This is a genomic window from Pseudomonas sp. SDO55104_S430 (assembly GCF_054070595.1).
Window position 1 is genome coordinate 13,915 of sequence record NZ_JBSVXG010000036.1, and the last position, 24,711, is coordinate 38,625.

At 56.3% G+C, this 24,711-nt stretch carries 27 protein-coding genes and 1 pseudogene; 16 read left to right on the forward strand and 12 right to left on the reverse strand.

Features of this window, described 5'->3' with window-relative positions; all coding sequences use genetic code 11:
* The first annotated feature begins 54 nt into the window (after positions 1 to 54).
* Entirely contained in the window at positions 55 to 1,062 is a 1,008-nt protein-coding gene (gene rpoS, locus ACW9JE_RS09390; protein WP_110966678.1) for an RNA polymerase sigma factor RpoS, read from the forward strand.
* 520 nt (positions 1,063 to 1,582) lie between these two features.
* Here the strand turns inward: rpoS and fdxA are convergent.
* Positions 1,583 to 1,906 (reverse strand): ferredoxin FdxA, encoded by a 324-nt coding sequence (gene fdxA, locus ACW9JE_RS09395; RefSeq protein WP_150769711.1) that lies wholly within the window; start codon positions 1,904 to 1,906, stop codon positions 1,583 to 1,585.
* A 141-nt stretch (positions 1,907 to 2,047) separates the two neighbouring features.
* Complete coding sequence (gene mutS, locus ACW9JE_RS09400) at positions 2,048 to 4,615, reverse strand: DNA mismatch repair protein MutS (protein WP_457432599.1); 2,568 nt, start codon at positions 4,613 to 4,615, stop codon at positions 2,048 to 2,050.
* Positions 4,616 to 4,844: 229 nt separating this feature from the next.
* On the opposite strand from mutS, the gene ACW9JE_RS09405 reads away from it, so the two are divergent.
* The gene (locus tag ACW9JE_RS09405) at positions 4,845 to 6,167 is read left to right on the forward strand and encodes a PIN domain-containing protein (protein ID WP_457432588.1); all 1,323 of its coding nucleotides are present in this window, start codon (positions 4,845 to 4,847) and stop codon (positions 6,165 to 6,167) included.
* Between the two features lie 9 nt (positions 6,168 to 6,176).
* Here the strand turns inward: ACW9JE_RS09405 and ACW9JE_RS09410 are convergent, their stop codons facing one another.
* Positions 6,177 to 6,935 (reverse strand): site-specific integrase, encoded by a 759-nt coding sequence (locus ACW9JE_RS09410; protein ID WP_457432589.1) that lies wholly within the window; start codon positions 6,933 to 6,935, stop codon positions 6,177 to 6,179.
* Positions 6,936 to 6,966: 31 nt separating this feature from the next.
* Here ACW9JE_RS09410 and ACW9JE_RS09415 point away from each other — a divergent pair.
* Positions 6,967 to 7,305 (forward strand): annotated as a pseudogene (locus ACW9JE_RS09415) (lysis protein); the annotation flags it as partial.
* A gap of 2 nt (positions 7,306 to 7,307) precedes the next feature.
* Here ACW9JE_RS09415 and ACW9JE_RS09420 read toward each other — a convergent pair.
* Together ACW9JE_RS09420 and ACW9JE_RS09425 are read right to left on the reverse strand one after the other, a co-directional pair.
* Positions 7,308 to 8,150, reverse strand: coding sequence for a hypothetical protein (locus ACW9JE_RS09420; protein ID WP_457432590.1), 843 nt, complete (start codon positions 8,148 to 8,150; stop codon positions 7,308 to 7,310).
* Positions 8,151 to 8,267: 117 nt separating this feature from the next.
* A complete protein-coding gene (locus ACW9JE_RS09425; RefSeq protein ID WP_457432591.1) occupies positions 8,268 to 9,065 on the reverse strand; it encodes a DUF4145 domain-containing protein in 798 nt (265 codons plus the stop codon).
* A 451-nt stretch (positions 9,066 to 9,516) separates the two neighbouring features.
* Here ACW9JE_RS09425 and ACW9JE_RS09430 point away from each other — a divergent pair, with 451 nt between their 5' ends.
* The 8 genes from ACW9JE_RS09430 to recX all read left to right on the forward strand — a co-directional run bounded on the left by ACW9JE_RS09430 (position 9,517) and on the right by recX (position 15,013).
* Positions 9,517 to 10,251 (forward strand): XRE family transcriptional regulator, encoded by a 735-nt coding sequence (locus tag ACW9JE_RS09430; protein ID WP_175375280.1) that lies wholly within the window; start codon positions 9,517 to 9,519, stop codon positions 10,249 to 10,251.
* 485 nt (positions 10,252 to 10,736) lie between these two features.
* Positions 10,737 to 11,153 (forward strand): tail fiber assembly protein, encoded by a 417-nt coding sequence (locus ACW9JE_RS09435; protein WP_224533403.1) that lies wholly within the window; start codon positions 10,737 to 10,739, stop codon positions 11,151 to 11,153.
* A 143-nt stretch (positions 11,154 to 11,296) separates the two neighbouring features.
* The gene (locus ACW9JE_RS09440; RefSeq protein WP_457432592.1) at positions 11,297 to 11,650 is read left to right on the forward strand and encodes a phage holin family protein; all 354 of its coding nucleotides are present in this window, start codon (positions 11,297 to 11,299) and stop codon (positions 11,648 to 11,650) included.
* An 83-nt stretch (positions 11,651 to 11,733) separates the two neighbouring features.
* Entirely contained in the window at positions 11,734 to 12,297 is a 564-nt protein-coding gene (locus tag ACW9JE_RS09445) for a glycoside hydrolase family 19 protein (RefSeq protein WP_457432593.1), read from the forward strand.
* On the forward strand, positions 12,279 to 12,815 hold the full coding sequence (locus ACW9JE_RS09450) for a lysis system i-spanin subunit Rz (protein ID WP_224533406.1): 537 nt from the start codon (positions 12,279 to 12,281) through the stop codon (positions 12,813 to 12,815). Before ACW9JE_RS09445 ends, ACW9JE_RS09450 begins: the two co-directional genes overlap by 19 nt.
* Positions 12,816 to 12,894: 79 nt before the next feature.
* On the forward strand, positions 12,895 to 13,395 hold the full coding sequence (locus ACW9JE_RS09455; RefSeq protein WP_175375023.1) for a CinA family protein: 501 nt from the start codon (positions 12,895 to 12,897) through the stop codon (positions 13,393 to 13,395).
* Positions 13,396 to 13,478: 83 nt separating this feature from the next.
* Positions 13,479 to 14,537, forward strand: coding sequence for a recombinase RecA (gene recA / locus ACW9JE_RS09460; RefSeq protein ID WP_224533407.1), 1,059 nt, complete (start codon positions 13,479 to 13,481; stop codon positions 14,535 to 14,537).
* 8 nt (positions 14,538 to 14,545) lie between these two features.
* Positions 14,546 to 15,013 (forward strand): recombination regulator RecX, encoded by a 468-nt coding sequence (gene recX / locus ACW9JE_RS09465; RefSeq protein ID WP_224533408.1) that lies wholly within the window; start codon positions 14,546 to 14,548, stop codon positions 15,011 to 15,013.
* A gap of 48 nt (positions 15,014 to 15,061) precedes the next feature.
* On the opposite strand, the gene ACW9JE_RS09470 is transcribed toward recX, so the two are convergent.
* Entirely contained in the window at positions 15,062 to 16,204 is a 1,143-nt protein-coding gene (locus tag ACW9JE_RS09470; RefSeq protein WP_224533409.1) for an LOG family protein, read from the reverse strand.
* Positions 16,205 to 16,683: 479 nt separating this feature from the next.
* Between ACW9JE_RS09470 and ACW9JE_RS09475 the strand changes: the two genes are divergently transcribed.
* Positions 16,684 to 16,884: a hypothetical protein gene (locus ACW9JE_RS09475; protein ID WP_175375019.1), complete on the forward strand. Its 201-nt coding sequence runs from the start codon at positions 16,684 to 16,686 to the stop codon at positions 16,882 to 16,884.
* On the opposite strand, the gene ACW9JE_RS09480 is transcribed toward ACW9JE_RS09475, so the two are convergent.
* Positions 16,885 to 17,307 (reverse strand): PA3611 family quorum-sensing-regulated virulence factor, encoded by a 423-nt coding sequence (locus tag ACW9JE_RS09480; protein ID WP_224533410.1) that lies wholly within the window; start codon positions 17,305 to 17,307, stop codon positions 16,885 to 16,887.
* 189 nt (positions 17,308 to 17,496) lie between these two features.
* On the opposite strand from ACW9JE_RS09480, the gene ACW9JE_RS09485 reads away from it, so the two are divergent.
* The 3 genes from ACW9JE_RS09485 to ACW9JE_RS09495 all read left to right on the forward strand — a co-directional run bounded on the left by ACW9JE_RS09485 (position 17,497) and on the right by ACW9JE_RS09495 (position 19,520).
* Positions 17,497 to 18,240 (forward strand): tRNA-uridine aminocarboxypropyltransferase, encoded by a 744-nt coding sequence (locus ACW9JE_RS09485; protein ID WP_224533411.1) that lies wholly within the window; start codon positions 17,497 to 17,499, stop codon positions 18,238 to 18,240.
* Positions 18,241 to 18,429: 189 nt separating this feature from the next.
* Positions 18,430 to 19,080 (forward strand): response regulator transcription factor ErdR, encoded by a 651-nt coding sequence (gene erdR / locus ACW9JE_RS09490; RefSeq protein ID WP_224533412.1) that lies wholly within the window; start codon positions 18,430 to 18,432, stop codon positions 19,078 to 19,080.
* A gap of 77 nt (positions 19,081 to 19,157) precedes the next feature.
* Positions 19,158 to 19,520 carry a diacylglycerol kinase gene (locus ACW9JE_RS09495; protein ID WP_095197038.1) on the forward strand — a complete coding sequence of 121 codons (363 nt, stop codon included), beginning with the start codon at positions 19,158 to 19,160 and terminating at the stop codon, positions 19,518 to 19,520.
* On the opposite strand, the gene ACW9JE_RS09500 is transcribed toward ACW9JE_RS09495, so the two are convergent.
* A complete protein-coding gene (locus tag ACW9JE_RS09500; RefSeq protein WP_224533413.1) occupies positions 19,517 to 20,443 on the reverse strand; it encodes a LysR family transcriptional regulator in 927 nt (308 codons plus the stop codon). The two genes, ACW9JE_RS09495 and ACW9JE_RS09500, sit on opposite strands and share 4 nt — an antisense overlap.
* Positions 20,444 to 20,577: 134 nt before the next feature.
* On the opposite strand from ACW9JE_RS09500, the gene fpr reads away from it, so the two are divergent.
* The gene (fpr, locus tag ACW9JE_RS09505; RefSeq protein WP_003443014.1) at positions 20,578 to 21,357 is read left to right on the forward strand and encodes a ferredoxin-NADP reductase; all 780 of its coding nucleotides are present in this window, start codon (positions 20,578 to 20,580) and stop codon (positions 21,355 to 21,357) included.
* 153 nt (positions 21,358 to 21,510) lie between these two features.
* Here fpr and tsaA read toward each other — a convergent pair whose 3' ends face one another.
* From tsaA to ACW9JE_RS09525, 4 genes are all read right to left on the reverse strand, one after another.
* The gene (tsaA, locus tag ACW9JE_RS09510) at positions 21,511 to 22,212 is read right to left on the reverse strand and encodes a tRNA (N6-threonylcarbamoyladenosine(37)-N6)-methyltransferase TrmO (RefSeq protein WP_457432594.1); all 702 of its coding nucleotides are present in this window, start codon (positions 22,210 to 22,212) and stop codon (positions 21,511 to 21,513) included.
* 186 nt (positions 22,213 to 22,398) lie between these two features.
* A complete protein-coding gene (locus ACW9JE_RS09515; RefSeq protein ID WP_457432595.1) occupies positions 22,399 to 23,169 on the reverse strand; it encodes an SDR family oxidoreductase in 771 nt (256 codons plus the stop codon).
* A gap of 135 nt (positions 23,170 to 23,304) precedes the next feature.
* Positions 23,305 to 23,775, reverse strand: coding sequence for a YehS family protein (locus ACW9JE_RS09520; RefSeq protein ID WP_224533416.1), 471 nt, complete (start codon positions 23,773 to 23,775; stop codon positions 23,305 to 23,307).
* Between the two features lie 75 nt (positions 23,776 to 23,850).
* A complete protein-coding gene (locus tag ACW9JE_RS09525; protein WP_457432596.1) occupies positions 23,851 to 24,561 on the reverse strand; it encodes an rRNA pseudouridine synthase in 711 nt (236 codons plus the stop codon).
* Between the last annotated feature and the right edge of the window lie 150 nt (positions 24,562 to 24,711).

The following is a 24,711-nucleotide window of genomic DNA, read 5'->3' on the forward strand; positions in this document are numbered from 1 at the left end:
AAGGATAAAGGCGCCGCTTGAGCTTGGGGTCGAACTCACCAAAGGACTATAACAATGGCTCTCAGTAAAGAAGTGCCGGAGTTTGACATCGACGATGAGGTTCTCCTGATGGAGACCGGCATCGATACGGATTCGATGTCGAATGATGAAGGGGCGGCTTCACCTTCCGTTCGTGCCAAATCCAAACACTCCGCTTCGCTAAAGCAACACAAATACATTGATTACACGCGGGCGCTCGATGCCACGCAGCTGTATCTCAATGAAATCGGCTTTTCCCCGTTATTGTCCCCCGAAGAAGAAGTTCATTTTGCGCGTCTGTCGCAAAGTGGCGATCCGGCCGGGCGCAAACGCATGATCGAAAGTAACCTGCGGCTGGTGGTGAAAATCGCCCGGCGTTACGTCAATCGTGGTCTGTCGCTGCTCGATCTGATCGAAGAGGGCAACCTGGGCCTGATCCGGGCGGTGGAGAAATTCGACCCTGAACGCGGCTTCCGCTTCTCGACCTACGCAACCTGGTGGATTCGTCAGACCATCGAGCGCGCGATCATGAATCAGACCCGGACCATCCGGTTGCCGATCCATGTGGTCAAGGAACTCAACGTGTACCTGCGGGCCGCACGGGAGCTGACGCAAAAACTCGATCATGAACCCTCACCCGAAGAAATCGCCAACCTGCTGGAAAAACCGGTGGGAGAGGTCAAGCGCATGCTCGGCTTGAACGAGCGGGTTTCTTCGGTCGACGTCTCGCTGGGTCCGGATTCGGATAAAACCCTGCTGGACACCCTCACTGACGATCGCCCAACCGATCCATGCGAACTGCTGCAGGATGACGACCTGTCCCAGAGCATCGATCAATGGCTGTCCGAACTGACCGACAAGCAGCGCGAGGTGGTCGTTCGCCGCTTCGGTCTGCGCGGCCACGAGAGCAGCACTCTGGAAGATGTAGGCCTGGAAATCGGTCTGACCCGCGAACGGGTACGGCAGATTCAGGTAGAAGGCCTGAAGCGTCTTCGGGAGATCCTGGAGAAAAATGGCCTGTCGAGCGAGTCGCTGTTTCAATAACAGGCTCGTGTAGCTGGCAACAAAAAGCCCCGACTGTTCGGGGCTTTTTGTTGCCCCGGAAAAAGCTGCCAGGGCCTTTGGTGGGAGCGAGGCTGCTCGCGCGAAAGCCAAGCCCACCACGCGCGGATTTGCAGCGCCTGGCTGTAAGCCTTCTCTCACTCTTAGCGTAGGTGTTCGTTATTTTTACACTGATGCAGTCGGCCCAAGGCGGCTCTGTTTAAATCTAACCACCTGAAAAATAACAGCTATTTTTTAGATTAAGGGCATATGACAGATAGTATTAGTCCAGAAGCACGGTTGCTCTGAACGGGAATCGGCCTAGTATCTGGGTTGTGTCAACGGACAGACACGCCCTTCAAGGATCGAGGGGAAAAGGACATCGCAGGACGCGATTCATCAGGATGATGAAAAAGGAAACACAGGGAATAGGGAAAGAAAGTGGGCGGGTCATACCGCCCCTTTTTGCCCGCAGAAAAGCAAAAAGGCCCTTGTGGGGCCTTTTTCGGGAACGCGCGGGTAATCAGCGTTCGAGGTGTTCGATCTTGCCTGGCTTGCCATCCCACTCCGCGGAGTCGGGCAAAGGATCTTTGCGCTCGGTGATGTTTGGCCAGACTTCAGCCAATTCCAGGTTCAATGCAAGGAAGTTTTCCATGCCGGCTGGGACTTCATCTTCGGAGAAGATGGCCACAGCAGGGCACTCAGGTTCGCACAGTGCGCAGTCGATGCACTCATCCGGGTGAATCACCAGGAAATTCGGGCCTTCGTAAAAGCAGTCCACCGGACACACTTCTACGCAGTCGGTGTACTTGCACTTGATGCAGTTGTCGGTGACGACGAAGGTCATTTCTAATTTTCTCCTCAGGCGCGGCTTGCTGCGCCCCTTCACGTGGGGGTCGCATGGTTCGGGAGCGATAGTCTGCAGACCAGGCTAAAGCCTGCAGCATCCCAAACCGCGCGAGATTCTAACAGCTTGCAAGCCTGTGCGTTAGATCCGTGTCTTTAGTGTATAGAGCATTTCGAGCGCACGACGTGGTGTCATGTCGTCCAGATCGAGCTTGGCCAGTTCATCCAGCACCGGATGCGGCAGGCTGGCGAACAGGTCGCTCTGCTGTGGCACGGCCGGTTTGCCTTTGGCTGGCTTGGGCGCTTCGTGGGGCAGGGCGGTGTCTTCCAGGCGACTCAAGTGCTCGCGGGCGCGCAGGATCACTTCGCTCGGCACGCCGGCCAGTTGGGCTACCGCCAGGCCATAACTCTGGCTGGCAGGTCCCGGCAGTACGTGGTGCAGGAACACGATGCGCTCGTTGTGCTCGGTGGCATTGAGGTGCACGTTGGCTACCAGCGGCTGCGATTCCGGTAATACCGTAAGCTCAAAGTAGTGAGTCGCGAACAGCGTGTAAGCGCGCAAATGCGCCAGGCGTTCGGCCGCAGCCCAAGCCAGGGATAAGCCGTCGAAAGTACTGGTGCCGCGCCCGACTTCGTCCATCAGCACCAGGCTGCGCTCGGTGGCGTTGTGCAGGATGTTGGCGGTTTCGCTCATTTCCACCATGAAGGTCGAGCGTCCACCCGCCAGGTCATCGCTGGAACCGATCCGGGTGAAGATCCGGTCCACGAGTGACAATTCGCAACTGGCTGCGGGTACGAAACTGCCGATATGGGCCAGCAACACGATCAACGCGGTCTGGCGCATGTAGGTGGATTTACCGCCCATGTTCGGACCGGTGATCACCAGCATGCGGGTGTTGTCATCGAGGCTCAGATCGTTGGCCACAAACGGCGTGGTCAGCACTTGCTCGACCACCGGGTGGCGACCCTGACTGATGCGCATGCACGGTTCGCTGACGAAACGCGGGCAGTTCAGGTCCAGGTTCAGCGCACGTTCGGCCAGGTTGCTCAGCACATCCAGCTCGGCGAGGGCGCCGGCGGTGTCCTGCAGCGGCGGCAATTGTGATATCAGATCTTCGAGCAATGCTTCGTAAAGCATCTTCTCCCGAGCCAAAGCCCGGCTCTTGGCCGATAGCGCTTTGTCTTCGAACTCCTTAAGTTCCGGGGTGATGAAGCGCTCGGCACCCTTGAGGGTCTGGCGACGGATATAGTCCGCCGGCGCCGATTCGGCCTGCTTGCTCGGCAACTCGATGAAGTAACCGTGGATGCGGTTGTACCCGACCTTCAAGTGCGACAGGCCCGTACGGGCTTTTTCGCGAGCTTCGAGATCGATCAGGAATTGCCCGGCGTTTTCACTCAGCGACTGCAACTCGTCGAGTTCGCTGTCGTAACCGGTCTTCAACACGCCACCGTCACGGATCACCGCGGGCGGGTTGTCGATGATGGCTTTTTCCAGCAGCGCCGCCAGCTCCGGATAGGTACTGGTGGTGGTCGCCAGCTTCTGCAGGTGCGGGGCTTCCAGTTCGGTCATTGCCACTTGCAGATCAGGCAACGCGCCGAGTGCGTCGCGCAGGCGCGCGAGGTCTCGCGGACGCGCATTGCGCAGACCGATCCGCGCCAGAATCCGCTCGATATCGCCGATTTCCTTCAACTGCGGTTGCAGCTGTTCGAAGCGATAGCGGTCGAGCAGGCAGGAAATCGATGTCTGGCGAGCCAGCAAAACAGTCAGGTCACGCAGCGGACGGTTCAGCCAGCGGGTCAGCAGGCGGCTGCCCATGGCGGTCTGGCAACGGTCGACCACCGATTGCAGCGTGTTGTCGCGGCCACCGGCCAGGTTGGTATCGAGTTCCAGGTTGCGCCGGCTCGCGCCGTCGAGCACCACGGTATCGTCCAGACGCTCATGACGCAGACTGCGCAAATGGGGCAGGGCAGTACGCTGGGTTTCCTTGGCGTAGGCCAGCAGGCAACCGGCGGCACCGATGGCCAGGGTCAGGGTCTCGCAGCCAAAACCTTTCAGATCCTGAGTGGAAAATTGCTGGCACAGGCTTTTATGCGCCGAATCTCGCTCGAAATCCCATGGTGCGCGGCGGCGAACACCACGGCGTTTCTCCGCCGGCAGATCCTTCGGCCAGTCATCCGGGATCAGCAATTCCACCGGATTGACACGCTCGAGTTCCGCCAGCAGGTTTTCCCAACCCTTGATTTCCAGGACGCTGAAGTTACCGCTGGTGATATCCAGCACTGCCAAACCGAACAGGCGCTCGTCTCCAAGAACGGCAGCGATCAGATTGTCGCGACGCTCATCCAGCAGCGCTTCGTCACTCACCGTTCCCGGCGTGATGATCCGCACCACCTGACGCTCCACCGGTCCCTTGCTGGTGGCCGGGTCTCCGACCTGCTCGCAGATCACCACCGACTCGCCGAGCTTCACCAGTTTGGCCAGGTAACCCTCGGCCGCATGATAAGGAATGCCGCACATCGGAATCGCCTGACCTGCCGACTGCCCGCGAGCGGTCAGGGTGATGTCGAGCAACTTGGCGGCCTTCTTCGCGTCCTCATAGAAGATCTCGTAGAAGTCACCCATGCGGTAGAACATCAACTGGTCGGGGTGCTGGTTCTTCAGGCGCCAGTACTGCTGCATCATTGGCGTGTGGGAAGATAACTCTGAAATTGCTCTATTCATCAGTGGCTTAGCGCTATCTGTTCAAAAGCGTGGGGCAAAAATGGGGCATTTCATCTTGAAATATCGATGAAAACCTATGGTGCCTGCACGGAAGGAAATGTGTGTCGAGGTTACCATACGGCTCCGTTGCGCTCACTTGCGAGCTAGTGAAGATGATGGCGAAAGCGATGGCTGTGTGCTATCTAGTCAGAAAATTCTAATCCAGCCAGGCATCAAGATGAGAGACGCATTTCCTGAGTATTTTGTAGGGGAACCTGATCGGCAGCAAAAGCTTTGGGAAGAGTGCATCTTCGTGCTGGATACGAATGTCCTGCTTGATCTCTATAGGTTTTCAGATTCAGCCCGAGAAGCTCTCTTTAAGGTTATGGAGTCTTTGGGAGAGCGCCTATGGATACCGTATCAAGTAGCTGCAGAGTATTTTGACAATCGACTAACGGTAATCGAAGCTCAGTCCAAAGCTTATGCTGAATCTGTTAATGGGTTGAAAGCTGCGAAAGAAAAATTTAACTCTGGAACCCGACACCCTTTTGTTTCTGAAGAGGTTTTCACTGGGTTCATAGCCTCTTATGACCTAATGATTAAAGAGTTGGAAGATAAACAGAAGAAATATATATCGTATATTGAAGATGATTTTGTAAAGTCAAAAGTTGGCGACCTTTTAAGTGGCCGAGTGGGTATGCCGTACACCGAGCAAGAGTTGCTGGATGTGGCTGCGGAAGGCGAAAGAAGGTACTTGGAAAATACGCCGCCAGGATTTCAGGATGGTGGGAAAATGCCGGAAGCTACTACTACCAAACTCCGATTAAAAAAATTCGGAGATTTGATTTTGTGGAAGCAGGTACTTGAAAAGGCGGCGGCAGAGGGTAAGTCCGTTATTCTTGTTACTGGCGAAAAGAAGGATGATTGGTGGCTTAAGTCTGGCAAGCGTTTGATTAGTGCGCTGCCGGCGCTGACCAAGGAGTTTATAGATTTCGTAAAGCAGGATTTTTACTTGTATGCTACAGATAGTTTTTTGCTAAAGGCTAATGAGTATCTTAAGCAGGATACTTCGGATGTTGTCGTAGAAGAGGTTCGGGCAATAAATAAAGAGGTTGCCGCTTCGGTTGAAAAGTGGGGGAATATGATTGGTTTTGCGAAAAACCCTCCCTTGCACCTACCAGCCGAAAATGATGAATGGATTGCTAGTACGGCGAATATTTCATGGCCTAGCAATGGGGCTAATTTCAGTGCGGCCAAACTCTCTCGCATGCTAGATCAATTGATGGAGCGGCGGATTGCGATTCAGCACAAAGCTCAATCTTTGGGCGAACAGCTGGAAAGCCTTCTAAATGAGCGTGCGGGAATTACCGCTTTTCAGAACGACTACTTATCCACCGGCGGTTCGGCAGCTGATGATGTATTTGTCCAGTCGGAAAGCGATCTTGCGAGACTCAATGCTTTAATTAAAGTGTGCGATGAAGATTTTATCAATCACCGCAAACTTTTGCGAAACATGTTTGAGCATCAGCGCAGCCTTCTTGCCGATAGAGATGATAATTAAAATTTTCGGTTAAGATGACCATATTTTTTCAAGCTCCGCCGGTGACTCGTCGTCCATCCATTTTGCGTAAACTTTCACGAGCATGGTGAAATCGATATGACCCATCTGCTTCGCAATAAAAGCCAGGTTACCTCGCGCGGTTAGACACCAACATGCGTAGGTGTGTCTGGTTTGATATGGTCTGCGCGGTCGAATTTGAGAGCGTTTCTGGATTGCTGACCATTTAGTGTTCCATGATGTAGGAACATACCATTGGTTAATAATTACTTTCCTAGACTGCGTTGCTGGGGATAACAAGGGAGTAACATGTTCAGTACGGCTTTCGTGGCGATTCATGTAGACCTTGATTTTCTGCTTTTTATGGTCAGCCACTAGCGCCATGAGGGTTTTGCATGCTTCAAGCGCCGGTGGCATCAAAAGTATAGGCCTTGACTTCCCTGTTTTTGGCACTTTGAACGTGCCGTCTGCCGTGATGGCCCAGACAACATTGATCTTGCCTGCTACCAGATCGATATCCTCGACCGCCAGAGCGCATAGTTCCCCAAGGCGAAGGCCCGTGTAAACGGCCAATGTGATCGCCGATGAGTCCTGTTTATGAAGGCAGCCTTTGCTCAGCAGTTGTTCGAACTCGGGTTTGGTCAGTGGATCTGGTTCTCGATCGGTCATCGCGAATCGAGTGCAGACAGCAGACAGACCTTTTCTGCAATAGTTGTTGCTCTCGCACCACAATGAGAAGCCGGCGAACGTAGCCAAGTAGTGGTTGGCCATGGTCGGCGCCGCTGCGCAGTAGGCCGAGTAAGACAAACGCCTGGCACTCGAGCTGCGGCTTTCGGCCAGCGAGCAAACCCACTTTGAGAAAATGACCAATGCTGAAAAAGACCAAGCTCGCCTGCGCGATCGCCTTGCCACTGCTGATGTGCGCCTGTCAGTCCTCATTGCCGAAGGCTCAGCCGGTGGCTGTTCAGTGTCTGCCACCGCCGGCTCCGGCAGCGTGGTTCATGCAAGAGCTCGAGCCGAACTTGACCCAGCGCATGCTCAACGAATTGTCGCCATCACCGACTCCTGCGACCGAGGACTGATTGCTTTGTCGGCTTGTCAAAAATACGTTGAGGAAACCCTCAGTTTTTTACCTAAGTGAGCTTACAAATCCTTCTCAATTTCTAACGCGAGCTTCGCCGCCTTTTCAGTATTTTCTTTGTAAGTAATGTGAGCGTTGGGTAGGCGACTATATGAATCCAAAGTTTCTCTATCGATACGAACTTCGGATTTGTAAAAGCTAAATGAGTAAAGTTCTCTCTGTATATTTTTTAAGTGTTTAATTGCTGACTTGGCGGCGTCTGTAGGCCAGACGTATTTTGTGTTTGGGAAGCGTTCTAATGTTTCAGCTGAAGCTTGTAGTTTTAAGGTTTCGACCACGTCTTGAATGTCTATGAATAGCGAAATTAACGCGTCCTCATCTGTGGCTGGGTTGTACATGGCAATAGTGTAGCGGAATGTCTCAATTCGTATTAGTTCGAGGAACTTGTTAGTGCCAGGTTCATCAATCCCTTTTTTTGAGTGTGCAACGAATGTGAAGGATGAATAGTTATTCGTTGGAAAAATCCATCTGTATAAGGTGAGTGGGTCTGTAAAGCGGCAAGAACATTTTGATTCGATTTTTTCTAACAATTTAAAAAAATCTTCCTGGTGCTTTATGTAATTATTGAAGGTGTTCTGTTTGAGAGTTTCTTGAATTTGCAGGTGAGCCTCCTCCGATCGATGCAGTGCTGCTACAATCGCTGTAAGTGGAACAGAGAGGCCTAACATCGATAGAGGGTATTTGTATAGTTCAAAGAACGTGTTTACGCATTCTGAGGAAAAGCATACAGTGAGGTTGTTGTTCGAAATGGAGATTGCAATAAATAGTATCACGCCAAGCATTATGGGCAGAAAAAGGGTGCACCGGAAAAGTAGTGAGTCACCTAGCTTGTGTGGTGTTGTCATTGAAATTCTCTATAGGGTTGGAAATTGTCGCCGAAACTGTGAGTTTGCATTCTTAAGCCCTACAGTCTGAATTAGGTCTGTAGGGCTTTTTTATTAGTGCTCAAACACATTTGTGCGTTATTTTTTTTGTTTCGAATCTCTTTTTTCTATAGCTTCGAGCGCTTCGCCAGGCAGGGAGGCATAAACTTCGGCGATATGCTTTGGTTCTGAAATTAGTTTGTCAATAATTAGATTCAAAAGTTTGAAGAGCATCTCGGCGGTTGCGCGATCATCACGAAGGTCTATCTGGCCGGGATGAACTGCGTTGTTACCGATTACCCTAACAACGTCGAGTGCTTGTTGAAGCCGTGCATCTAGACCGTCAGCTACCAATGCACCGATGTCTTTATTAATATTTTCGCCTGGTTGGCCGAGTTCTTTGCATAATTTCTGAATGCCTAGTCGAATAAGTGCTGCAGCACCACGAGGTGACAAATCGAGAATTGCACTGGCTTCATCGTAGTCTCTTCGAATTTCGTCTGGCATATCTGGATTTGCAGGTGGTGCATGCCCTGCAGTGGGATATATCAATCTATCGTGGATCCATATCGTTACTTTGTTACAGTTGTAGCACGTGGAAAGGTTCAAGTTCCAAACAGTTTGTAAGTTGCGAGGTTGCGACTCCATTTTTTCGAGAAATGGCTGACCGTTTCCCATTTGGTTAGCCCACTCAATGAGAGCTGCTCTGGATTCTGGTTCCTGAACATCTTTGAAATGGTCAAACTCCTTGGCGCCCGTCTCACCGACGATGTTCGGTAGGGGGTTGTCCTTAGTGCGAAAACTCGCCGATATGTCGTGCCAAAACTGGTTGGTCAATGCTCCACAATGCGGGCAGTTGAAAGCAGTTTCTTTGACAGAGGGTAAGACGTATTTCATGGGCCGTTCCTTGGGATAATTTCAAATCACCCGACAGGGGAGGGATTGTCGCTAAAATTCAATGGGCAAAAATGGGGCAAATTGAGTGCCAATCTATGCCATTTAATGCCAAAACAACGCGGTTCATGCTTTGTCAAATTTGCCCCGCAGGCCTTTAAAACCGGGGCTTCAAGCCTTTCTTTCGTTAATACTCCAACACAATCGGCGTGTGGGAGGACAGGTCGGTAAGGGCTTTATTCATCGGTGATCGGAAAACTCGTTCAAAGGTGTAGGGCAAAAATGGGGCATCGGCCCGACTTTTCCGCAATGGGCGCAAGATTAACATGGGCGCTCTGCAGGACGCAGGCATGAACGCTGCGTGGTTCTGTTATGCAGCACTCTGCGCGGCTTATGCGTCATTTATGCATTTGAGCATTTGTCTTCTGCCAAAAGAACGAGCAATATGCGCGTTATGCAAAAACGCAATGTTTCTACCGTCCTAAGAGCACTGCTCGACCAGCACGGGATCTCCCCCACGGAGCTCCACCGTCGCACCGGCGTGCCTCAATCCACTCTCTCGCGGATTCTCAGCGGGAAGATCGTCGATCCTTCGGATAAACACATTTCGAAAATCGCCGAATACTTCTCGGTGAGCACCGACCAGTTGCGCGGCCGCGCAGATGTCGCGTCGGCAGCCGTTGGTGGACGCGATCAATCACATTCGGAACTCAAGGATATAAGTCTGTGGGACGACGACACCCCCGTCGATGACGACGAGGTCTCGGTCCCCTTTCTTCGCGAGGTTGAATTGGCCGCGGGATCAGGAAGATTCGTCATCGAAGAGAGCGAGCGCGCAAGCCTGCGCTTCGGCAAGCGCAGCCTGCGCCACAATGGCGTGCAGTTCGACCAGGCCAAATGCGTGACCGTGCGCGGCAACAGCATGTTGCCGGTGCTACGCGACGGCGCCACGGTGGGGGTCAACGCCGGGAAGTCCGGGATTGGCGACATCGTCGATGGCGACCTTTATGCGATCAACCACAACGGCCAATTGCGGGTGAAACAGCTCTACCGCCTGCCCACCGGCATTCGTCTGCGCAGCTTCAATCGCGATGAGCATCCGGACGAAGACTACAGCTTCCAGGAAATGCAGGAAGAACAAATCGTGATCCTCGGCCACGTCTTCTGGTGGGGCATGTACGCCCGCTAACCCGATCACCATCCGACAAAACCCGCCCTCCGGCGGGTTTTTTTCGCCTTGAAAAAGCTGCCAAGGCCCTTGCTAGCGCGGCTTTTCATGCGTTTATGCATTTCGCGTGTATAAATAAATGCATTTACGCATTGACTGGATATGCATACATGCATATTCTTTGTCTCAAGCCGCTACACAAAGCGGCTCGAAACGAAGCTCTTTAGTTCCACCAAAAGGCAGCGATGAACCGGCCTCAACGGTTCAGAGGGTTAGCAACTGACCCGGGTGTGCAGCGTAAAGCACCGAAAGCAGTTATCCGGCGGGCAGGGACCGCGGCCGGAAGAACAATCTGAACAGACCCGTACCGCGCCAGTAGCGCCGAAAGGTCGACGCGAAGGACCGCATTACTGAAAAGCCCGGTTGATGCCGGGCTTTTTGGAATGCCTACCTGACAGGGCAGATACCACGTGCCGGGGGACTCCGGCCTCAATAAGGAAATTACGATGAAAAAATACGCACGCGTCGTCGATGGCCAAGTCGACAACATCTTCGAAACCAGCAACCCGATCACCGAGGAATTCCCGACCGATCAGGTCTGGGTGGATGTCACTGCATTGCCCAGGATCGACTACTCCTGGAATGCGGTGAATACCGATGGCGTCTGGACGTTCACGGACAGTAATCCGTGGGCGCAGCCATCCGAACTGGCCTGGCAAATGCGAATGGCAAGAGAGCAACGGTACCTCAAGGTAAACACCACTCTGGATTCCACAGCGCTTCAGTACAAGGTTGATCTGGGAGTCGCCACTGCCGCCGATGAAGCCGCTCTGCTGGCTTACAAGCAGTTCTTCATCGATATGAGCAGCGTGAACAAGCAACCGGGCTACCCGCTGACCGTCACCTGGCCCGAGATTCCGTAAGTTCAACTTCAGCCATCTGTAAATGCACCCCGTCAAGCGGAGTGCATTACTGAAAAGCCTGGCTAACACCGGGCTTTTTGGAATGCCTGCCTCGGTCATCTTCGAATCCGGCACAAACCATCAATTACCCCAGGAGGTGTGACATGACATACGAGCAACAAGCGTTGCTGGACATGCCGATCTGGCTCGTCATCGTTCTCGCCCTGCTGGGCGGGATATCCGGCGAAATGTGGCGCGCCGACAAGGACGGCGCTCGCGGCTGGTCATTGCTGAGACGGTTGGCCCTTCGTTCTGGTGCCTGCATGGTCTGCGGCGTTTCGGCCGTTATGCTGCTCTACGCAGCCGGTATGTCGATCTGGACCTCGGGCGCCTTTGGGTGTCTTACCGCGATGGCGGTAGCGGACGTGGCAATCGGGCTTTACGAGCGTTGGGCTGCGAAGCGTATCGGGGTTTGTGAGGTGCCGCCGCCCCGAGATTCCCGATCTGACCAGAACTGAAATTCAGGAGGAAGTTCTTGTAATTCACGTCCTGGCCAGACTTCACGCGTTGACGCGTCATTAAGTATTGAGGTTCTTCGACGATGGAGCTCACCTTTGCGCAGTTGCTTGAAATCTATTCCTACGCCCGCATCCATGCGGGCGTTTTCGTTTCCCCCCTCAACACCGCCATGGCTCGCCGCAAAATCAACTCGCCCAAACGCATCGCCGCCTTCCTCGCACAAGTCGGCCATGAATCCGGGCAGTTGCAGTACGTGCGTGAACTGGGTAGCGATCAATACCTGAGCAAATACGACACAGGATCCCTGGCTGCTCGCCTGGGCAATACGCCGGAGCCCGATGGCGATGGTCAGCGTTATCGTGGTCGGGGTCTGATCCAGATCACCGGTCGCAATAACTATCGCCAGTGCAGCCTTGGCCTGTTTGGTGATGAGCGTTTGTTGGCTTTGCCGGAACTGCTCGAGCAACCGCAGTGGGCCGCCGAGTCTGCGGCGTGGTTCTGGGAGCAGAACGGCCTCAATGAACTGGCTGATCGCGACCAGTTCAACAGCATCACGCGGCGTATCAACGGTGGCTTGAACGGATTGCAGGATCGTTTGCAGCTCTGGGCGCGGGCGAGGGCGGTGTTATGTCAGCCTTCGGTTTGAAGCCTGCGGTCTATCGGTGGTTCTGTGCTGCCTTGGTGCTGGTCGTGTTGACCTGCGGTTCGGCGGCGCTGGCCTGGCGGATTCAGGATTGGCGTTATGGTCGGCAGTTGGCGGAGCAGGCTCGCTTGCACAGTGAATCGCTGAATCAGTTGAATCTGGCGGCGGCGATGCAGCAACGAATCGAGCAGAACAAGCGCCTGGCCCTCGAGCAACAACTGTCGACCAGCGAACAAAACCATTTCCGAGTGTTGAGCGATGTCCAACGTGATCAGGATCGCCTGCGCGATCGTCTTGCCACTGCTGATGTGCGGCTGTCAGTCCTCCTCGATGCCGCTGACACGGCTTCAATCCGTACAGTGCCAGCCGCCTCCGGCCCCGGCGGCGTGGATTCTGGCCCCGTACGCGCCCGACTTGACCCGGCGCATGCTCAACGAATTATCGCCATCACCGATGCCGGCGACCGGGGATTGATTGCCTTGCAGGCGTGTCAGGCATATGTGAGGGCGCTAATCCGCTAACATTTTGAGCGACCCTGTAACTTGCAAGCGCGATGCGCTCGTGTACGGTAGGTCTCATTCCGCCCATCAGGAGATGACCGTGAAAGTAACCACTCAACTGGCCGCCGATCTTGGCAGGCACTTGCAGATGCTCAACGCCCATGTCTCCACGGCCGAGTCTTGTACCGGTGGCGGGATCGCCGAGGCCATCACTCGCATTCCTGGCAGCTCGGCGTGGTTCGAGGCCGGTTATGTCACCTACTCCAACTTGCAGAAGAACATGCAACTGGGTGTCCCGGTCGAGTTGTTCACGACGGTGGGCGCTGTCAGCCAGGAGGTGGTCGAGGCGATGGCCAGGGGGGCGCAGGAAAAAAGCCGGGCGTTTTTCTCCGTGGCGGTCAGTGGCATTGCCGGGCCGGACGGCGGTTCGCCGAACAAGCCGGTGGGCACGGTATGGCTGGCCTGGGGCGTGGGCGAGCGGGTATTCAGCGAGTTGCAGCACTTCGCCGGTGACCGCGACGAGGTTCGCCGACAAACGGTGAAGGCCGCGCTAGAGGGGTTGCTGCGGTATGCCGCGGCAGAAATCTCAAATCAGGGGTAGGCGATCCACAATCGCTGTGGAATAATACTGGCTACTTATACAGGTGTTGGCCGTCAGGCCTTATTGATTACGTGAGGACTTTAATGGACGACAACAAGAAGAAAGCCTTGGCTGCGGCCCTGGGTCAGATCGAACGTCAATTCGGCAAGGGTGCCGTAATGCGTATGGGCGATCAGGACCGTCAGGCGATCCCATCCATCTCTACTGGCTCTCTGGGTCTGGACATTGCTCTTGGCATCGGCGGTCTGCCAAAAGGCCGTATTGTTGAAATCTACGGTCCTGAATCTTCCGGTAAAACCACTCTCACTCTCTCCGTGATCGCCCAGGCTCAAAAAGCTGGCGCGACCTGCGCATTCGTCGACGCCGAACACGCCCTGGACCCTGAATACGCCGGCAAGCTGGGCGTGAACGTCGACGATCTGCTGGTTTCCCAGCCGGACACCGGCGAACAGGCCCTGGAAATCACCGACATGCTGGTGCGTTCCAACGCGGTTGACGTGATCATCGTCGACTCCGTGGCGGCGCTGGTACCGAAGGCTGAAATCGAAGGCGAAATGGGTGACATGCATGTGGGCCTGCAAGCCCGTCTGATGTCCCAGGCGCTGCGTAAAATCACCGGTAACATCAAGAACGCCAACTGCCTGGTGATCTTCATCAACCAGATCCGTATGAAAATCGGTGTGATGTTCGGCAGCCCGGAAACCACCACCGGTGGTAACGCGCTGAAGTTCTACGCTTCGGTTCGTCTGGACATCCGTCGCACTGGCGCGGTGAAAGAAGGTGATGAAGTCGTCGGTAGCGAAACCCGCGTCAAGGTTGTGAAGAACAAGGTGGCTTCGCCGTTCCGTCAGGCCGAGTTCCAGATTCTTTACGGCAAGGGCATCTACCTCAATGGCGAGATGATCGACCTGGGTGTTCTGCACGGTTTCGTTGAAAAATCCGGTGCCTGGTATGCCTACAACGGCACCAAGATCGGTCAGGGTAAAGCCAACTCGGCCAAGTACCTGGCGGATAACCCGGATGTTGCCGCTGCGCTCGAGAAACAACTGCGTGACAAGCTGCTGTCTCCTGCGTCGGTAGCAGACGCCAAAGCTTCTGCGGTTAAAGAGACCGAAGACGATCTGGCTGACGCTGATATCTGATTGATCCGATGACGACCGCCGTACTCGATACACTCGTCGCGGTGCGGCGAACCGCCATGGACCTGCTCGCGCGACGCGAGCACGGTCGAGTCGAGCTGACGCGTAAACTGCGTCAGCGCGGCGCTCTCCCAGAACTGATCGAAACAGCGCTCGACCGATTGACGGAAGAGGGCTTGCTCTCCGAATCCCGTTATCTCGAAAGCTTCGTTTCCTATCGTGCCCGCTCCGGCTATGGCCCTTTGCGCATTCGTGAAGAGTTGAGCCAGCGGGGCCTGCAACGCAGCGATATCGAGTTGGCCTTGCGCGAATGCGGTATCGACTGGCAGGCGCAACTGGAAGACACCTGGCGGCGCAAGTTTTCCGAGTTGCCGATAGATGCACGGGAACGCGCCAAGCAAGGCAGGTTCCTGGCCTATCGGGGATACTCCATGGAAATGATCAGCCGCTTGCTCAGTGGCCGAAGCATGGATTACTGACTGAATAAAAACGGCCCGCTATTTCGATAGCGGGCCGTTTTTTTTGCCTCAGATTTCTTTCGAAGTTTCCCGCGATCGTTGCTGCGCTTGGGGTTGGGCCTGAAGTTGAGATTGAGACTGAGATTGTTCCCAGTTTTCCGACAGGTTGATGTAATCCACCAGCTCTCGCAACCGGCCGTGGTTACGGGCGTTGAAAGTGAAGGCCAGCCGAGCCAGATGGCCGAACTGCGCTTCATCATGCTCTTCACCGCTATAGGCGTGCTGATGGAAATGATCGCTCAGGCACAAATCCGCGAACGCCTCCTGCATGTCTTCAAGTGCTCGATCACTGAGCCGGTGATTCATGCGAATCACGAACTGATGCTTGAGCCACCGGCTGGAGTGGAAGTTGCTGTAGAACTGGTTGATGTGCTCGACCGCTTCCTCGACGGTGTGGACCAGTCTCACCAGTTTCATGTCTGTAGGCAGGATGTAGCGATTTTCCTCCAGCTGTTGCTGGATGAAGTCCAGCGCTCCTTGCCAGAATTTGCCGCCAGGTACATCCAGCAACACCACCGGCACCAGTGGGCTTTTGCCGGTCTGGATCAGTGTCAGTACTTCCAGCGCTTCATCAAGGGTGCCGAATCCGCCCGGACAGAGCACCAGGGCATCGGCTTCCTTGACGAAGAACAGCTTGCGGGTGAAGAAAAAGTGGAACGGCAGCAGGTTGGTCGTGCCGTTCACGGTGGGGTTGGCGTGCTGTTCGAACGGCAGGGTGATGTTGAAGCCCAGGCTGTTGTCTCGTCCGGCGCCTTCGTGGGCCGCCGCCATGATGCCGCCACCGGCGCCGGTGATGACCATCATCTCCGAGCGGGCGAGCGCGGCGCCGAGTTCCCGGGCCATGGCGTACAGCGGGTGTTCAATCGGTGTGCGGGCCGAGCCGAACACCGTGACCTTGCGTCGCCCCTTGAACTGCTCGAGTACCCGGAACGCTTGCTCCAGCTCGCGAAGGGCTTGCAGGGTGATCTTGGCATTCCAGCGGTTGTGGTCTTCCTGGGCCATGCGCAGCACGGTCAGGATCATGTCGCGGTAGATGGGGATGTTGGGGCTGTTGGGTGAAACCAGGTTGAGTTGTTCTTCGACCTTGCTGATGAGGTCGTGGCCGCTTTCCTGAAAATGACGGCTCAGGAGGTCATTCGGTTGGTAAGGCATTCAACTTCTCCTTCTGCACAGAACCCAAGGCTTCGACAACGCATTCGTCGACGCCACGACACGTCCTGTGTCGCTGTCTGCCCAGGCCCATGCCTGGGCGATCCACTTGACCCGAACAACATCGGGTCATCCATACAGGCTCTGTTTTTCCCTTGGATGAAAGAAACGTTCGCATGACACAACGGGTATCGGGCAGCCCCCTTCAGCCCTGAAACATAACGATCGATACCTTGAAATCTAGACCCTTGTGGTGATTTGCGCTGACTGGATCATTGCGCCGCAAAGTCTTTTCTGGCAACCGCTTATTGACTGTTTACGAAGTGGTTTCGCCGCTCGTCTGAAGCTGCGCCGTGCGTCTGCCACTCTGATTTACTAATTTACAGGCGTCATACGACAGCTTTGCGTCAAAGCAGGGCTTGGGTTCAAGCGGTACAGGGATTGATCGCTCAACAAGAGCGAGTAGCAAGGAGGCGGGAGCCATGGCCAGAGTCGTTCTGGAAATAGAGATCGATACACAACTGTATCGATTGCTCAAGTCATCGGCCGAGACCAATCATTTGAGTCTTGAAGAAGAGTGCTGCCGACGACTGGAGGGGGGAGAGCATCGTTCGCGCTATTTGCAGGCACTACTGGCAGAACTGCGCGCCGAGGATGAACAGCGGCGCGCAAAATCCCACTGATTACTTTTTCTTCGGCGTTGCTTTCGGGCAGTCCGATTCCTGGAAGCTTGCCGAGCCTACCGGGCGATTGGTCTTGATCTCGGTGAAGTCGTAACGCATCACCGCGCCTTTTGCCATCAGCTTGCGGAAACCGGGGTTGTTGCAGACCGAGGCGCCGAGCTGGAAATACACCGCCTTTGGATCGGCGCGCATTTTCTGGGCGTGGCTGCTTTGCACGCTCAGGTGGTTGATCAGCGTGTTGCCTTCGACGGTGTAGCCCTGATCAAGAATGTCTTCATTGATCGCCCGTGGCGTGCCAACGCTGCTTTGTGCGGCGACATTGCGCAGCTCTTTGTTCAGATTCTGCTCACTCAGGGACGCAGCCTGAGCGCTGAAGGATGACGCCAGCAGAATGGCAGCGGTTGGGACGATAAGGCGCAGCATGAAACTCTCCTGGTTCAGTGACTGGTGCTTCGACCAGCCACGTGACTGTGCGTTCAGTGGCGGCGAATTATAGGGGAGCTCGTCTGGACGGTACAGGCTTGTGCCGGCGGCTCTGATAAACTGCCGGCCTTTATTGCCCTGCCGAGTCCTGTTCGTGTCGAGTTTCCCAGTCTGCCGGCGTTGCCATTGATGAACCACGCCCAAAACGCCGTCGCCCGTCTGCGTGACCAACGTGAAGATGAAGGTATCAAGCCGATTCAGGCCCGAGGCTGGCGCGCGCCCCGTTGCCGCGCCTGTCGAGTGATCGAGAGTCATTGCCTGTGCGCCTGGCGCCCGCAGGTCGAGAGTCGTTCCGGTATCTGTCTGATCATGACCAGCAAGGAAGTGTTCAAGCCCAGCAATACTGGTTGGCTGATTGCCGATGTGGTGCGCGACAACCATGCGTTCATCTGGTCGCGGACTGAAGTCGATCAGCAGTTGCTGGCGCTGCTGTCCGACCCGCAATGGCAGCCTTACCTGGTGTTCCCCGGCGAGTACGTGGCGCCTGAGCGCGTGACCAACACGGTGACGACCGATAGCCGCAAGCGTCCACTGTTCATTCTGCTGGATGCGACCTGGACCGAAGCCCGCAAGATTTTCCGTAAAAGCCCTTATTTCGACGCGTTGCCGATCCTCAGCCTGCTGCCCGAAAAACTTTCCCGCTATCAGTTGCGTCGTTCGACCCGCAGCGAGCACCTGTGCACGGCCGAAGTCGCGGCGCTGTGCCTGGATCTGGCAGGCGATGTTCAGGCCGCATCGGCCCTGGAAGCCTATTTCGATGTGTTCAGCCAGCATTACCTCGATGCCAAGCGACAACTGGAAATGAATGTTGAAACACCGGCGCATGCCGAGTTGTTGCCGTTTGTGCGAAACGCTGCTGCGGTCATGAGCTGATTGTCGCCCATACTGCAAAAGACTGTACTGGCCATGTAGCTTGACCACCCTGGCTTCGCTGGGCATGCTTGGCGCCGATTAGGGTGCGGCCGAAATTTGATACACCGTGTGTACTGGTGTTGAACGTGCCCTGTTGGTGCAGCTCCGTGGCTGTACTTCGAGTTGTTTGAAAACAGGATCATTTGAAAAATGGCCACATACGAAATCCTGATTGCCGATGACCACCCGCTTTTTCGTTCCGCCTTGCATCAAGCGTTGACCCTGGGCCTTGGCCCGGATGTCCGTCTGGTGGAAGTTGCGAGCATTGCCGAACTGGAAACCCGCCTGACCGAAAAGTCCGACTGGGACCTGGTGCTGCTGGATCTGAACATGCCCGGAGCCTACGGCTTTTCCGGGTTGGTGCTGTTGCGTGGCCAATACCCGCAGATTCCGGTGGTGATGGTCTCGGCTCAGGAAGAAGCCTCGGTGATGGTCAAGTCCCGGGAGTTTGGCGCCAGTGGCTTCATACCCAAGTCCAGCGACCTGAAGGTGATCCAGAAAGCCGTGCGTTCGGTGCTCGATGGTGACGTCTACTGGCCTGCGCAGGCATTTGAAGCCGTTGCCGTGTCCGAAGAAGCCAAGGCGGCCAGTGAAGGCCTTGCCAGCCTGACTCCGCAGCAGTTCCGGGTGCTGACCATGGTCTGCGAAGGTTTGCTGAACAAGCAGATCGCCTACGAGCTGAGTGTTTCCGAAGCGACCATCAAGGCCCACGTGACGGCGATTTTCCGCAAGCTCAATGTACGAACGCGGACCCAGGCAGCGTTGCTCCTGCAACAACTTGAGTCAATTTCGAGCCACTAAGGGTTGGCGTCTTCACGCTTTTTTGACTTGGGTTAATCTAGTTTCCTCACTCCTTTTCTGGTCAGTTGCCTACTCTTATGTCTCCTTTCAAAGGCCAGACCGGCCTTAAACGCATCCTCAATGCCTCCGGCTATTCCTTTGATGGCCTGCGCGCCGCCTTTACCGGCGAGGCGGCTTTTCGGCAGCTGGTCCTGCTCAATGTCATTCTGATTCCCTTGTCGTTCTTCCTGAACGTCAGTCGCGTCGAGCAGGCGTTGCTGATTGCGGTCTGCCTGCTGGCACTGATCGTCGAGTTGCTCAACTCGGCAGTGGAGGCGGCGATTGACCGTATCTCCCTCGAACGGCACCCGCTGTCAAAAAACGCCAAGGACATGGGCAGCGCCGCGCAATTGGTGGCACTGACCATGATCGCCCTGGTCTGGGCAGTGATTCTGCTCTAAGCGATTGCCGGCAGTACGATCTCGTCGCTGCGCTGGACTCCTGCGGTGAAAGCGCGGCACAGATCGAGAAACTCGCGCATCGCCGAGGTCTGGTACTTCTGTTTGTGCCAGATGAAGTAAAACTGCCGCGCCAGGTCCAGATCCGGTGTCTCCACCGGCACCAGACTGCCGCGACGAAACGCATCGCGCAGTGCCAGCCGTGAAATGCAGCCAATCCCCAGACCTGACTCCACAGCACGCTTGATCGCTTCGGTGTGCTCCAGCTCCAGACGAATGTTCAGCGCGCTGTGGTGATGACGCATGGCCTGATCGAAGGTCAGCCGCGTTCCCGAACCCTGTTCGCGCAGAATCCAGGCTTCCTGGCTCAGTTCGTCCATGGTCGCGATGCCGCGTTGGGCCAGCGGATGCTGCGGGGCGCAAAACACCACCAGTTCGTCCTCGACCCAGCTCTGCACTTCGATGTCCGGGTGGTTGCAATCGCCCTCGATCAGACCCAGATCAATTTCGTAGTGGGCGACCTGTTGCACAATGTTGGCAGTGTTCTGCACATGCAGCTTCACCTGGCTTTCCGGGTGGCGCTGCATGAAGCCGCCGATCAGCAGGGTGGCCAGGTAATTGCCGATGGTCAGGGTGGCGCCGACCGCCAATGAGCCGAAACCGGACTTGCCGTTGAGCAGGTCTTCGATTTCCTTGGCCTGGTCGAGCATTGCCACCGCTTGCGGCAGCAGCTGCTTGCCGAGGGCGTTGAGGCTCAGCCGTTTGCCGGCGCGATCGAACAGCTGGCAGCTGGACTGGCGCTCCAGTTCGGTGATCGAGGTGCTCGCCGCCGATTGCGAGAGATTGAGCAGGCCCGCGGCGCGGGAAACACTCTCTTGCTGGGCGACGGCGACGAAGACTTGAAGTTGACGGAGAGTAAATCGCATATCGATATAACCGATAACCCTTATCTTAATAATCCATTTAACAGATATTCTCTCTGCTATTAGAATGCGATGCAATTGCGCACCCTTCCAGAGAGTTCGGAGCACGCGCAGATAATCTCCAGGAGTCCCCGTACATGAGCAACATGAACCACGAGCGTGTCCTCAGTGTTCATCACTGGAACGACACTCTGTTCAGCTTCAAGTGCACCCGCGATCCGGGCCTGCGCTTCGAGAACGGTCAGTTCGTGATGATCGGCCTGCAACAGCCAAACGGCCGCCCGCTTATGCGCGCTTACTCGATTGCCAGCCCGAACTGGGAAGAGCATCTCGAGTTCTTCAGCATCAAGGTGCCTGACGGTCCGCTGACTTCCCAGCTGCAGCATCTGAAGGAAGGCGACGAGATCATCATCAGCAAGAAGCCAACCGGCACCCTGGTGCTGGATGACTTGAAGCCTGGCAAGCATCTGTACCTGCTCAGCACCGGTACCGGTCTGGCGCCGTTCATGAGCGTCATTCAGGATCCGGAAACCTACGAGCGTTTCGAAAAAGTGATCCTGTGCCACGGCGTTCGTTACGTCAACGAAGTCGCTTACCGCGAGTTCATCACCGAGCACCTGCCGCAGAACGAATTCTTCGGCGAAGCGCTGCGTGACAAGTTGATCTACTACCCGACCGTGACCCGCGAGCCGTTCGAGAACGAAGGCCGCCTGACCGACCTGATGCGCAGCGGCAAGCTGTTCAGCGACATCGGTCTGCCACCGATCAACCCGCAGGACGACCGCGCCATGCTGTGCGGCAGCCCGAGCATGCTCGACGAGACCAGCGAAGTGTTGAACAGCTTCGGCCTGAAAGTCTCGCCACGTATGCGCGAGCCGGGTGATTACCTGATCGAGCGTGCGTTCGTCGAGAAGTAAGACGGCGCAACACCAAAAAGCCCGCGTTGCCTCCAGGCAGCGCGGGCTTTTTGCTTTCCTGTAGGAGCGAGCATGCTCGCGATGGTCGTCACGATGACGTTGGCTGCCTGACACCCCGCGGTGCCTGTGCCTCCATCGCAAGCATGCCCGCTCCTACAGGGTCGGTTTTCGCACGACTTCCAGTACGCGGATCAACTCCGGCGTTGGGTAGTGCCAGCGCACATCCACATCCCAGAATTGCGCGCCGTATTCCCGTTCTGGCGCCGGCGTCTGGTACGCCGGCCTCGGATCCTGCGCCAGGCATTGCTCAATCAGCTCGACCAGTGGCTCTGCAAGGCGCTGAGCGTGTCCATGAGCCTGTTGCAGTGCGTTGTCGCTCCACTGCACCTCAATCAGCTGCGGCGCAGCGCTGGCGATGCTGTTGGAGGCCGTGTCGATGATGTCGGCGTAGGGCACGTAGGGTTTGATATCCAGAATCGGCGTGCCATCCAGAAGGTCGATGCCAGATATCCACAGGCGATTGGCTTCGACCTTGTCCAGTTTGACCACGGACTGGCCGATGCCGTTGGGCCGATGCGTTGCGCGGGTGGCGAAAACGCCCATGGACTTGTTGCCGCCCAGGCGGGGAGGGCGGACTTTCAGGCGCGGTTTTTCTTCCAGCGCCTGATGGAACAGAAACAGCAGCCAGACATGACTGACCTGCTCCAGCCCCTGCACCGCATCGCCCTGATCGAAGGGTGCCACCAGTTCCAGAACACCGCGGGCAGCCGGGGCCAGTTGCGGTTGGCGCGGGATGGCGAACTTCTCCTTGAAACAGGAGTGGACGAAGCCGATGGGGGAAACGCTGTAGGTCATGGGTGGCGGTCGAGGGGGAATGAGGTGGGCATGATAACCCGATCGACCGGTGGTTCGATGTTGCCTGTTAGTCAGTCTTCGCGGGCAAGCCTCGCTCCCACAGGGTTCTGCAGTGGACACAACATATGATTACACCCCAAAACCCTGTGGGAGCGTGGCTTGCCCGCGAAAGCCACACCGCCGATCTCAGAGACTGAATCCCCCATCCAGCGGAATGATATTCCCGGTCATGTAGGCCCCCGCCGTGCTCGCCAGACTGATTGCCAGCGCCGCCATTTCCTCCTCCCGTCCCCAGCGCTTCATCGGGATCAGCGCCGTGTCCTCGGCCAGCGCCCGCTCATCATTGCCGATGTGCTGGGTCATTTTGCTCGGAAAGCGCCCCGGTGCTATCACGTTGACGTTGATGTGCTGGCTCACCAGTTCCCGCGCGAGCATTCGCGACAGTTGATGCAGCGCTGCCTTGCTGGGACCGTAGGCGTAGGCCTGCTCGCCGTGGGAGGTGATGCCCGCGACTGAGCCGATGTTGATGATCCGTGCCGGATTTGCCGCGGAACCGGCCTTGCGTAACAGCGGCAGGAATTGCTGAATGCAGTTGAAGACGGACGTCACGTTGAGCTGCATGACCTTTTCCCAGCCCTTGATCGGGTAGCTCTCCAGCGGCGCGCCCCAAGTGGTGCCGGCGTTGTTGACCAGAATGTCTAGATGGGTGATCTGTTCGCCCAGTCGCGCGACCAGTTGCAGCACGCCCTCTTCGGTGGCCAGATTGGCCGCGATGCCATGGCAGCGACCATAGGCGCCGAGTTCGTCAGCCGTTTGCTGGCAGGCTTCGACATCGCGGGCGCAGACGTAAACGGTGGCGCCGGCCTCGACAAAGGCCTTGGCGATCATTTTGCCGATGCCCCGGGTGCCGCCGGTGACCAAGGCGATGCGGCCTTGCAGGGAGAAGTAGTGATGCATGGCGAATCCTGAGAGCTGAAGGTCATTACACCCTAGTCGTCAGTCGCGGGGAGCGGAGCCACTATTTTTGCGAGGAATGGGCTGTCATAGAGCCCGGCCTTGAGCTGCGAGATTGCAGCTCAAGAGAGTCGAGCCTTATTGAGGGCGCACGCGCAGGGTCAGGCCCTTGAGGAAGTTACGCAGCAGCTGATCGCCACACGGACGGTAGTTGGTGTGGCCGACCTTGCGGAACAGCGCGCTCAGCTCAGGCTTGGACACCGGGAACTCGGCGGCCTTGAGGATCGCGTGCATGTCGTCTTCCTTGAGTTCGAAGGCCACCCGCAGCTTTTTCAGGATGATGTTGTTGGTCACCGGCACTTCGATCGGCATCGGTGGGCGGCTTTCGTCCTTGCCGCGCTTGAACACCACCAGGCCGTCGAGGAAGTGCGCCATGACGTCGTCCGGGCAGCGCACGAAACCTTCCTCGTCTTCCTCTTTCTTGTCGAGCCAGGTCACCACGTCTTCCAGCTTCACGTCCATGCCGCCGAGCTTGATGATCTCGACGACTTTCTTGTCGCTGATGTCGAGCATGTAGCGCACGCTGCGCAGTACGTCGTTATGAATCATGTGTGCAGTCCTGATATTCAGCTGTGGGCAGCGCACCAGGGCGCGCTGCCGAAATGTGTTGCGGCGAGAGAAACCTTAGAACTTCTCTTTGCCGGACAGGTAGCGCCATTGCCCCAACGGCACCTTGCCGATGGACACGCCGCCGACACGGATGCGGCGGATGCCCACGACCTTCAGGCCCACGGCCTGGCAGAACAGGGCGATCACGCCCGGTTGCGGGTTCTTCAAGGCGAAGCGCAGACGATTTTCGTTCTGCCAACTGGCCTTGACCGATGGCAACTCCTTGCCCTTGTAAGTCAGGCCGTGCTGCAAGCGGTTGAGGCCGTGCTCGATCATGTCGCCTTCGACCTCAACCACGTATTCCTGCTCGATCTTCGCGGCGTCGGCGGTGAGCTTGCGCAGAATCTTCCAATCCTGGGTGAACACCAGCAGGCCGCTGGCGTTGGGTTGCAGGTCAGTGCTGGCGGTCAGGCGCAGGAAGTGGCCGCGCAGCGGGCGTTTGCCGAAGCGGTGCTCTTCGCTCAGGGTGTCTGCGCTCAGGGTCGCCATGGCGGTCTCGGCGTCCATGCCCGCAGGCACGTTGAGCAGCAGGGTCACGGGCTCCGGCGCGGTGGCCTTGGCATCCTTGTCGAGTTCGACTTTCTGGTCGCTGACCTTGAATTGCGGCTCGTCGATGACTTCGCCGTCAACGGTCACCCAACCGCCTTCGATGAACAGCTCGGCTTCCCGGCGGGAGCAACCGACGAGTTCTATAAGGCGTTTGGAAAGTCGAATCGGGTCAGTCATGACGGGGCCGTAAGAAAAAAAGGGTGGGCATTGTACCTGCATGGCTCGAGTTAATCGCGATCCCATTTCGTCGCAGGGCTACTGGGTGGGAGCGGGCTTGCTCGCGAAAGCGGTGGATCAGACGACAAATGTGTTGAATGACACTCCGCA

What these genes read in the sequence shown, in the direction of transcription:
- erdR (WP_224533412.1), top strand. Translation starts at nt 18,430, where the DNA reads ATGGCCACATACGAAATCCTGATTGCCGATGACCACCCGCTTTTTCGT.
- fdxA (WP_150769711.1), bottom strand. Translation starts at nt 1,906, where the DNA reads ATGACCTTCGTCGTCACCGACAACTGCATCAAGTGCAAGTACACCGAC.
- ACW9JE_RS09420 (WP_457432590.1), bottom strand. Translation starts at nt 8,150, where the DNA reads ATGACAACACCACACAAGCTAGGTGACTCACTACTTTTCCGGTGCACC.
- fpr (WP_003443014.1), top strand. Translation starts at nt 20,578, where the DNA reads ATGAGCAACATGAACCACGAGCGTGTCCTCAGTGTTCATCACTGGAAC.
- ACW9JE_RS09440 (WP_457432592.1), top strand. Translation starts at nt 11,297, where the DNA reads ATGACATACGAGCAACAAGCGTTGCTGGACATGCCGATCTGGCTCGTC.
- ACW9JE_RS09450 (WP_224533406.1), top strand. Translation starts at nt 12,279, where the DNA reads ATGTCAGCCTTCGGTTTGAAGCCTGCGGTCTATCGGTGGTTCTGTGCT.
- ACW9JE_RS09485 (WP_224533411.1), top strand. Translation starts at nt 17,497, where the DNA reads ATGAACCACGCCCAAAACGCCGTCGCCCGTCTGCGTGACCAACGTGAA.
- tsaA (WP_457432594.1), bottom strand. Translation starts at nt 22,212, where the DNA reads ATGACCTACAGCGTTTCCCCCATCGGCTTCGTCCACTCCTGTTTCAAG.
- ACW9JE_RS09515 (WP_457432595.1), bottom strand. Translation starts at nt 23,169, where the DNA reads ATGCATCACTACTTCTCCCTGCAAGGCCGCATCGCCTTGGTCACCGGC.
- ACW9JE_RS09445 (WP_457432593.1), top strand. Translation starts at nt 11,734, where the DNA reads ATGGAGCTCACCTTTGCGCAGTTGCTTGAAATCTATTCCTACGCCCGC.
- rpoS (WP_110966678.1), top strand. Translation starts at nt 55, where the DNA reads ATGGCTCTCAGTAAAGAAGTGCCGGAGTTTGACATCGACGATGAGGTT.
- ACW9JE_RS09525 (WP_457432596.1), bottom strand. Translation starts at nt 24,561, where the DNA reads ATGACTGACCCGATTCGACTTTCCAAACGCCTTATAGAACTCGTCGGT.
- ACW9JE_RS09495 (WP_095197038.1), top strand. Translation starts at nt 19,158, where the DNA reads ATGTCTCCTTTCAAAGGCCAGACCGGCCTTAAACGCATCCTCAATGCC.
- ACW9JE_RS09520 (WP_224533416.1), bottom strand. Translation starts at nt 23,775, where the DNA reads ATGATTCATAACGACGTACTGCGCAGCGTGCGCTACATGCTCGACATC.
- ACW9JE_RS09425 (WP_457432591.1), bottom strand. Translation starts at nt 9,065, where the DNA reads ATGAAATACGTCTTACCCTCTGTCAAAGAAACTGCTTTCAACTGCCCG.
- recX (WP_224533408.1), top strand. Translation starts at nt 14,546, where the DNA reads ATGACGACCGCCGTACTCGATACACTCGTCGCGGTGCGGCGAACCGCC.
- ACW9JE_RS09410 (WP_457432589.1), bottom strand. Translation starts at nt 6,935, where the DNA reads ATGGCCAACCACTACTTGGCTACGTTCGCCGGCTTCTCATTGTGGTGC.
- ACW9JE_RS09405 (WP_457432588.1), top strand. Translation starts at nt 4,845, where the DNA reads ATGAGAGACGCATTTCCTGAGTATTTTGTAGGGGAACCTGATCGGCAG.
- ACW9JE_RS09430 (WP_175375280.1), top strand. Translation starts at nt 9,517, where the DNA reads ATGCAAAAACGCAATGTTTCTACCGTCCTAAGAGCACTGCTCGACCAG.
- ACW9JE_RS09500 (WP_224533413.1), bottom strand. Translation starts at nt 20,443, where the DNA reads ATGCGATTTACTCTCCGTCAACTTCAAGTCTTCGTCGCCGTCGCCCAG.
- ACW9JE_RS09435 (WP_224533403.1), top strand. Translation starts at nt 10,737, where the DNA reads ATGAAAAAATACGCACGCGTCGTCGATGGCCAAGTCGACAACATCTTC.
- recA (WP_224533407.1), top strand. Translation starts at nt 13,479, where the DNA reads ATGGACGACAACAAGAAGAAAGCCTTGGCTGCGGCCCTGGGTCAGATC.
- ACW9JE_RS09480 (WP_224533410.1), bottom strand. Translation starts at nt 17,307, where the DNA reads ATGCTGCGCCTTATCGTCCCAACCGCTGCCATTCTGCTGGCGTCATCC.
- ACW9JE_RS09470 (WP_224533409.1), bottom strand. Translation starts at nt 16,204, where the DNA reads ATGCCTTACCAACCGAATGACCTCCTGAGCCGTCATTTTCAGGAAAGC.
- ACW9JE_RS09475 (WP_175375019.1), top strand. Translation starts at nt 16,684, where the DNA reads ATGGCCAGAGTCGTTCTGGAAATAGAGATCGATACACAACTGTATCGA.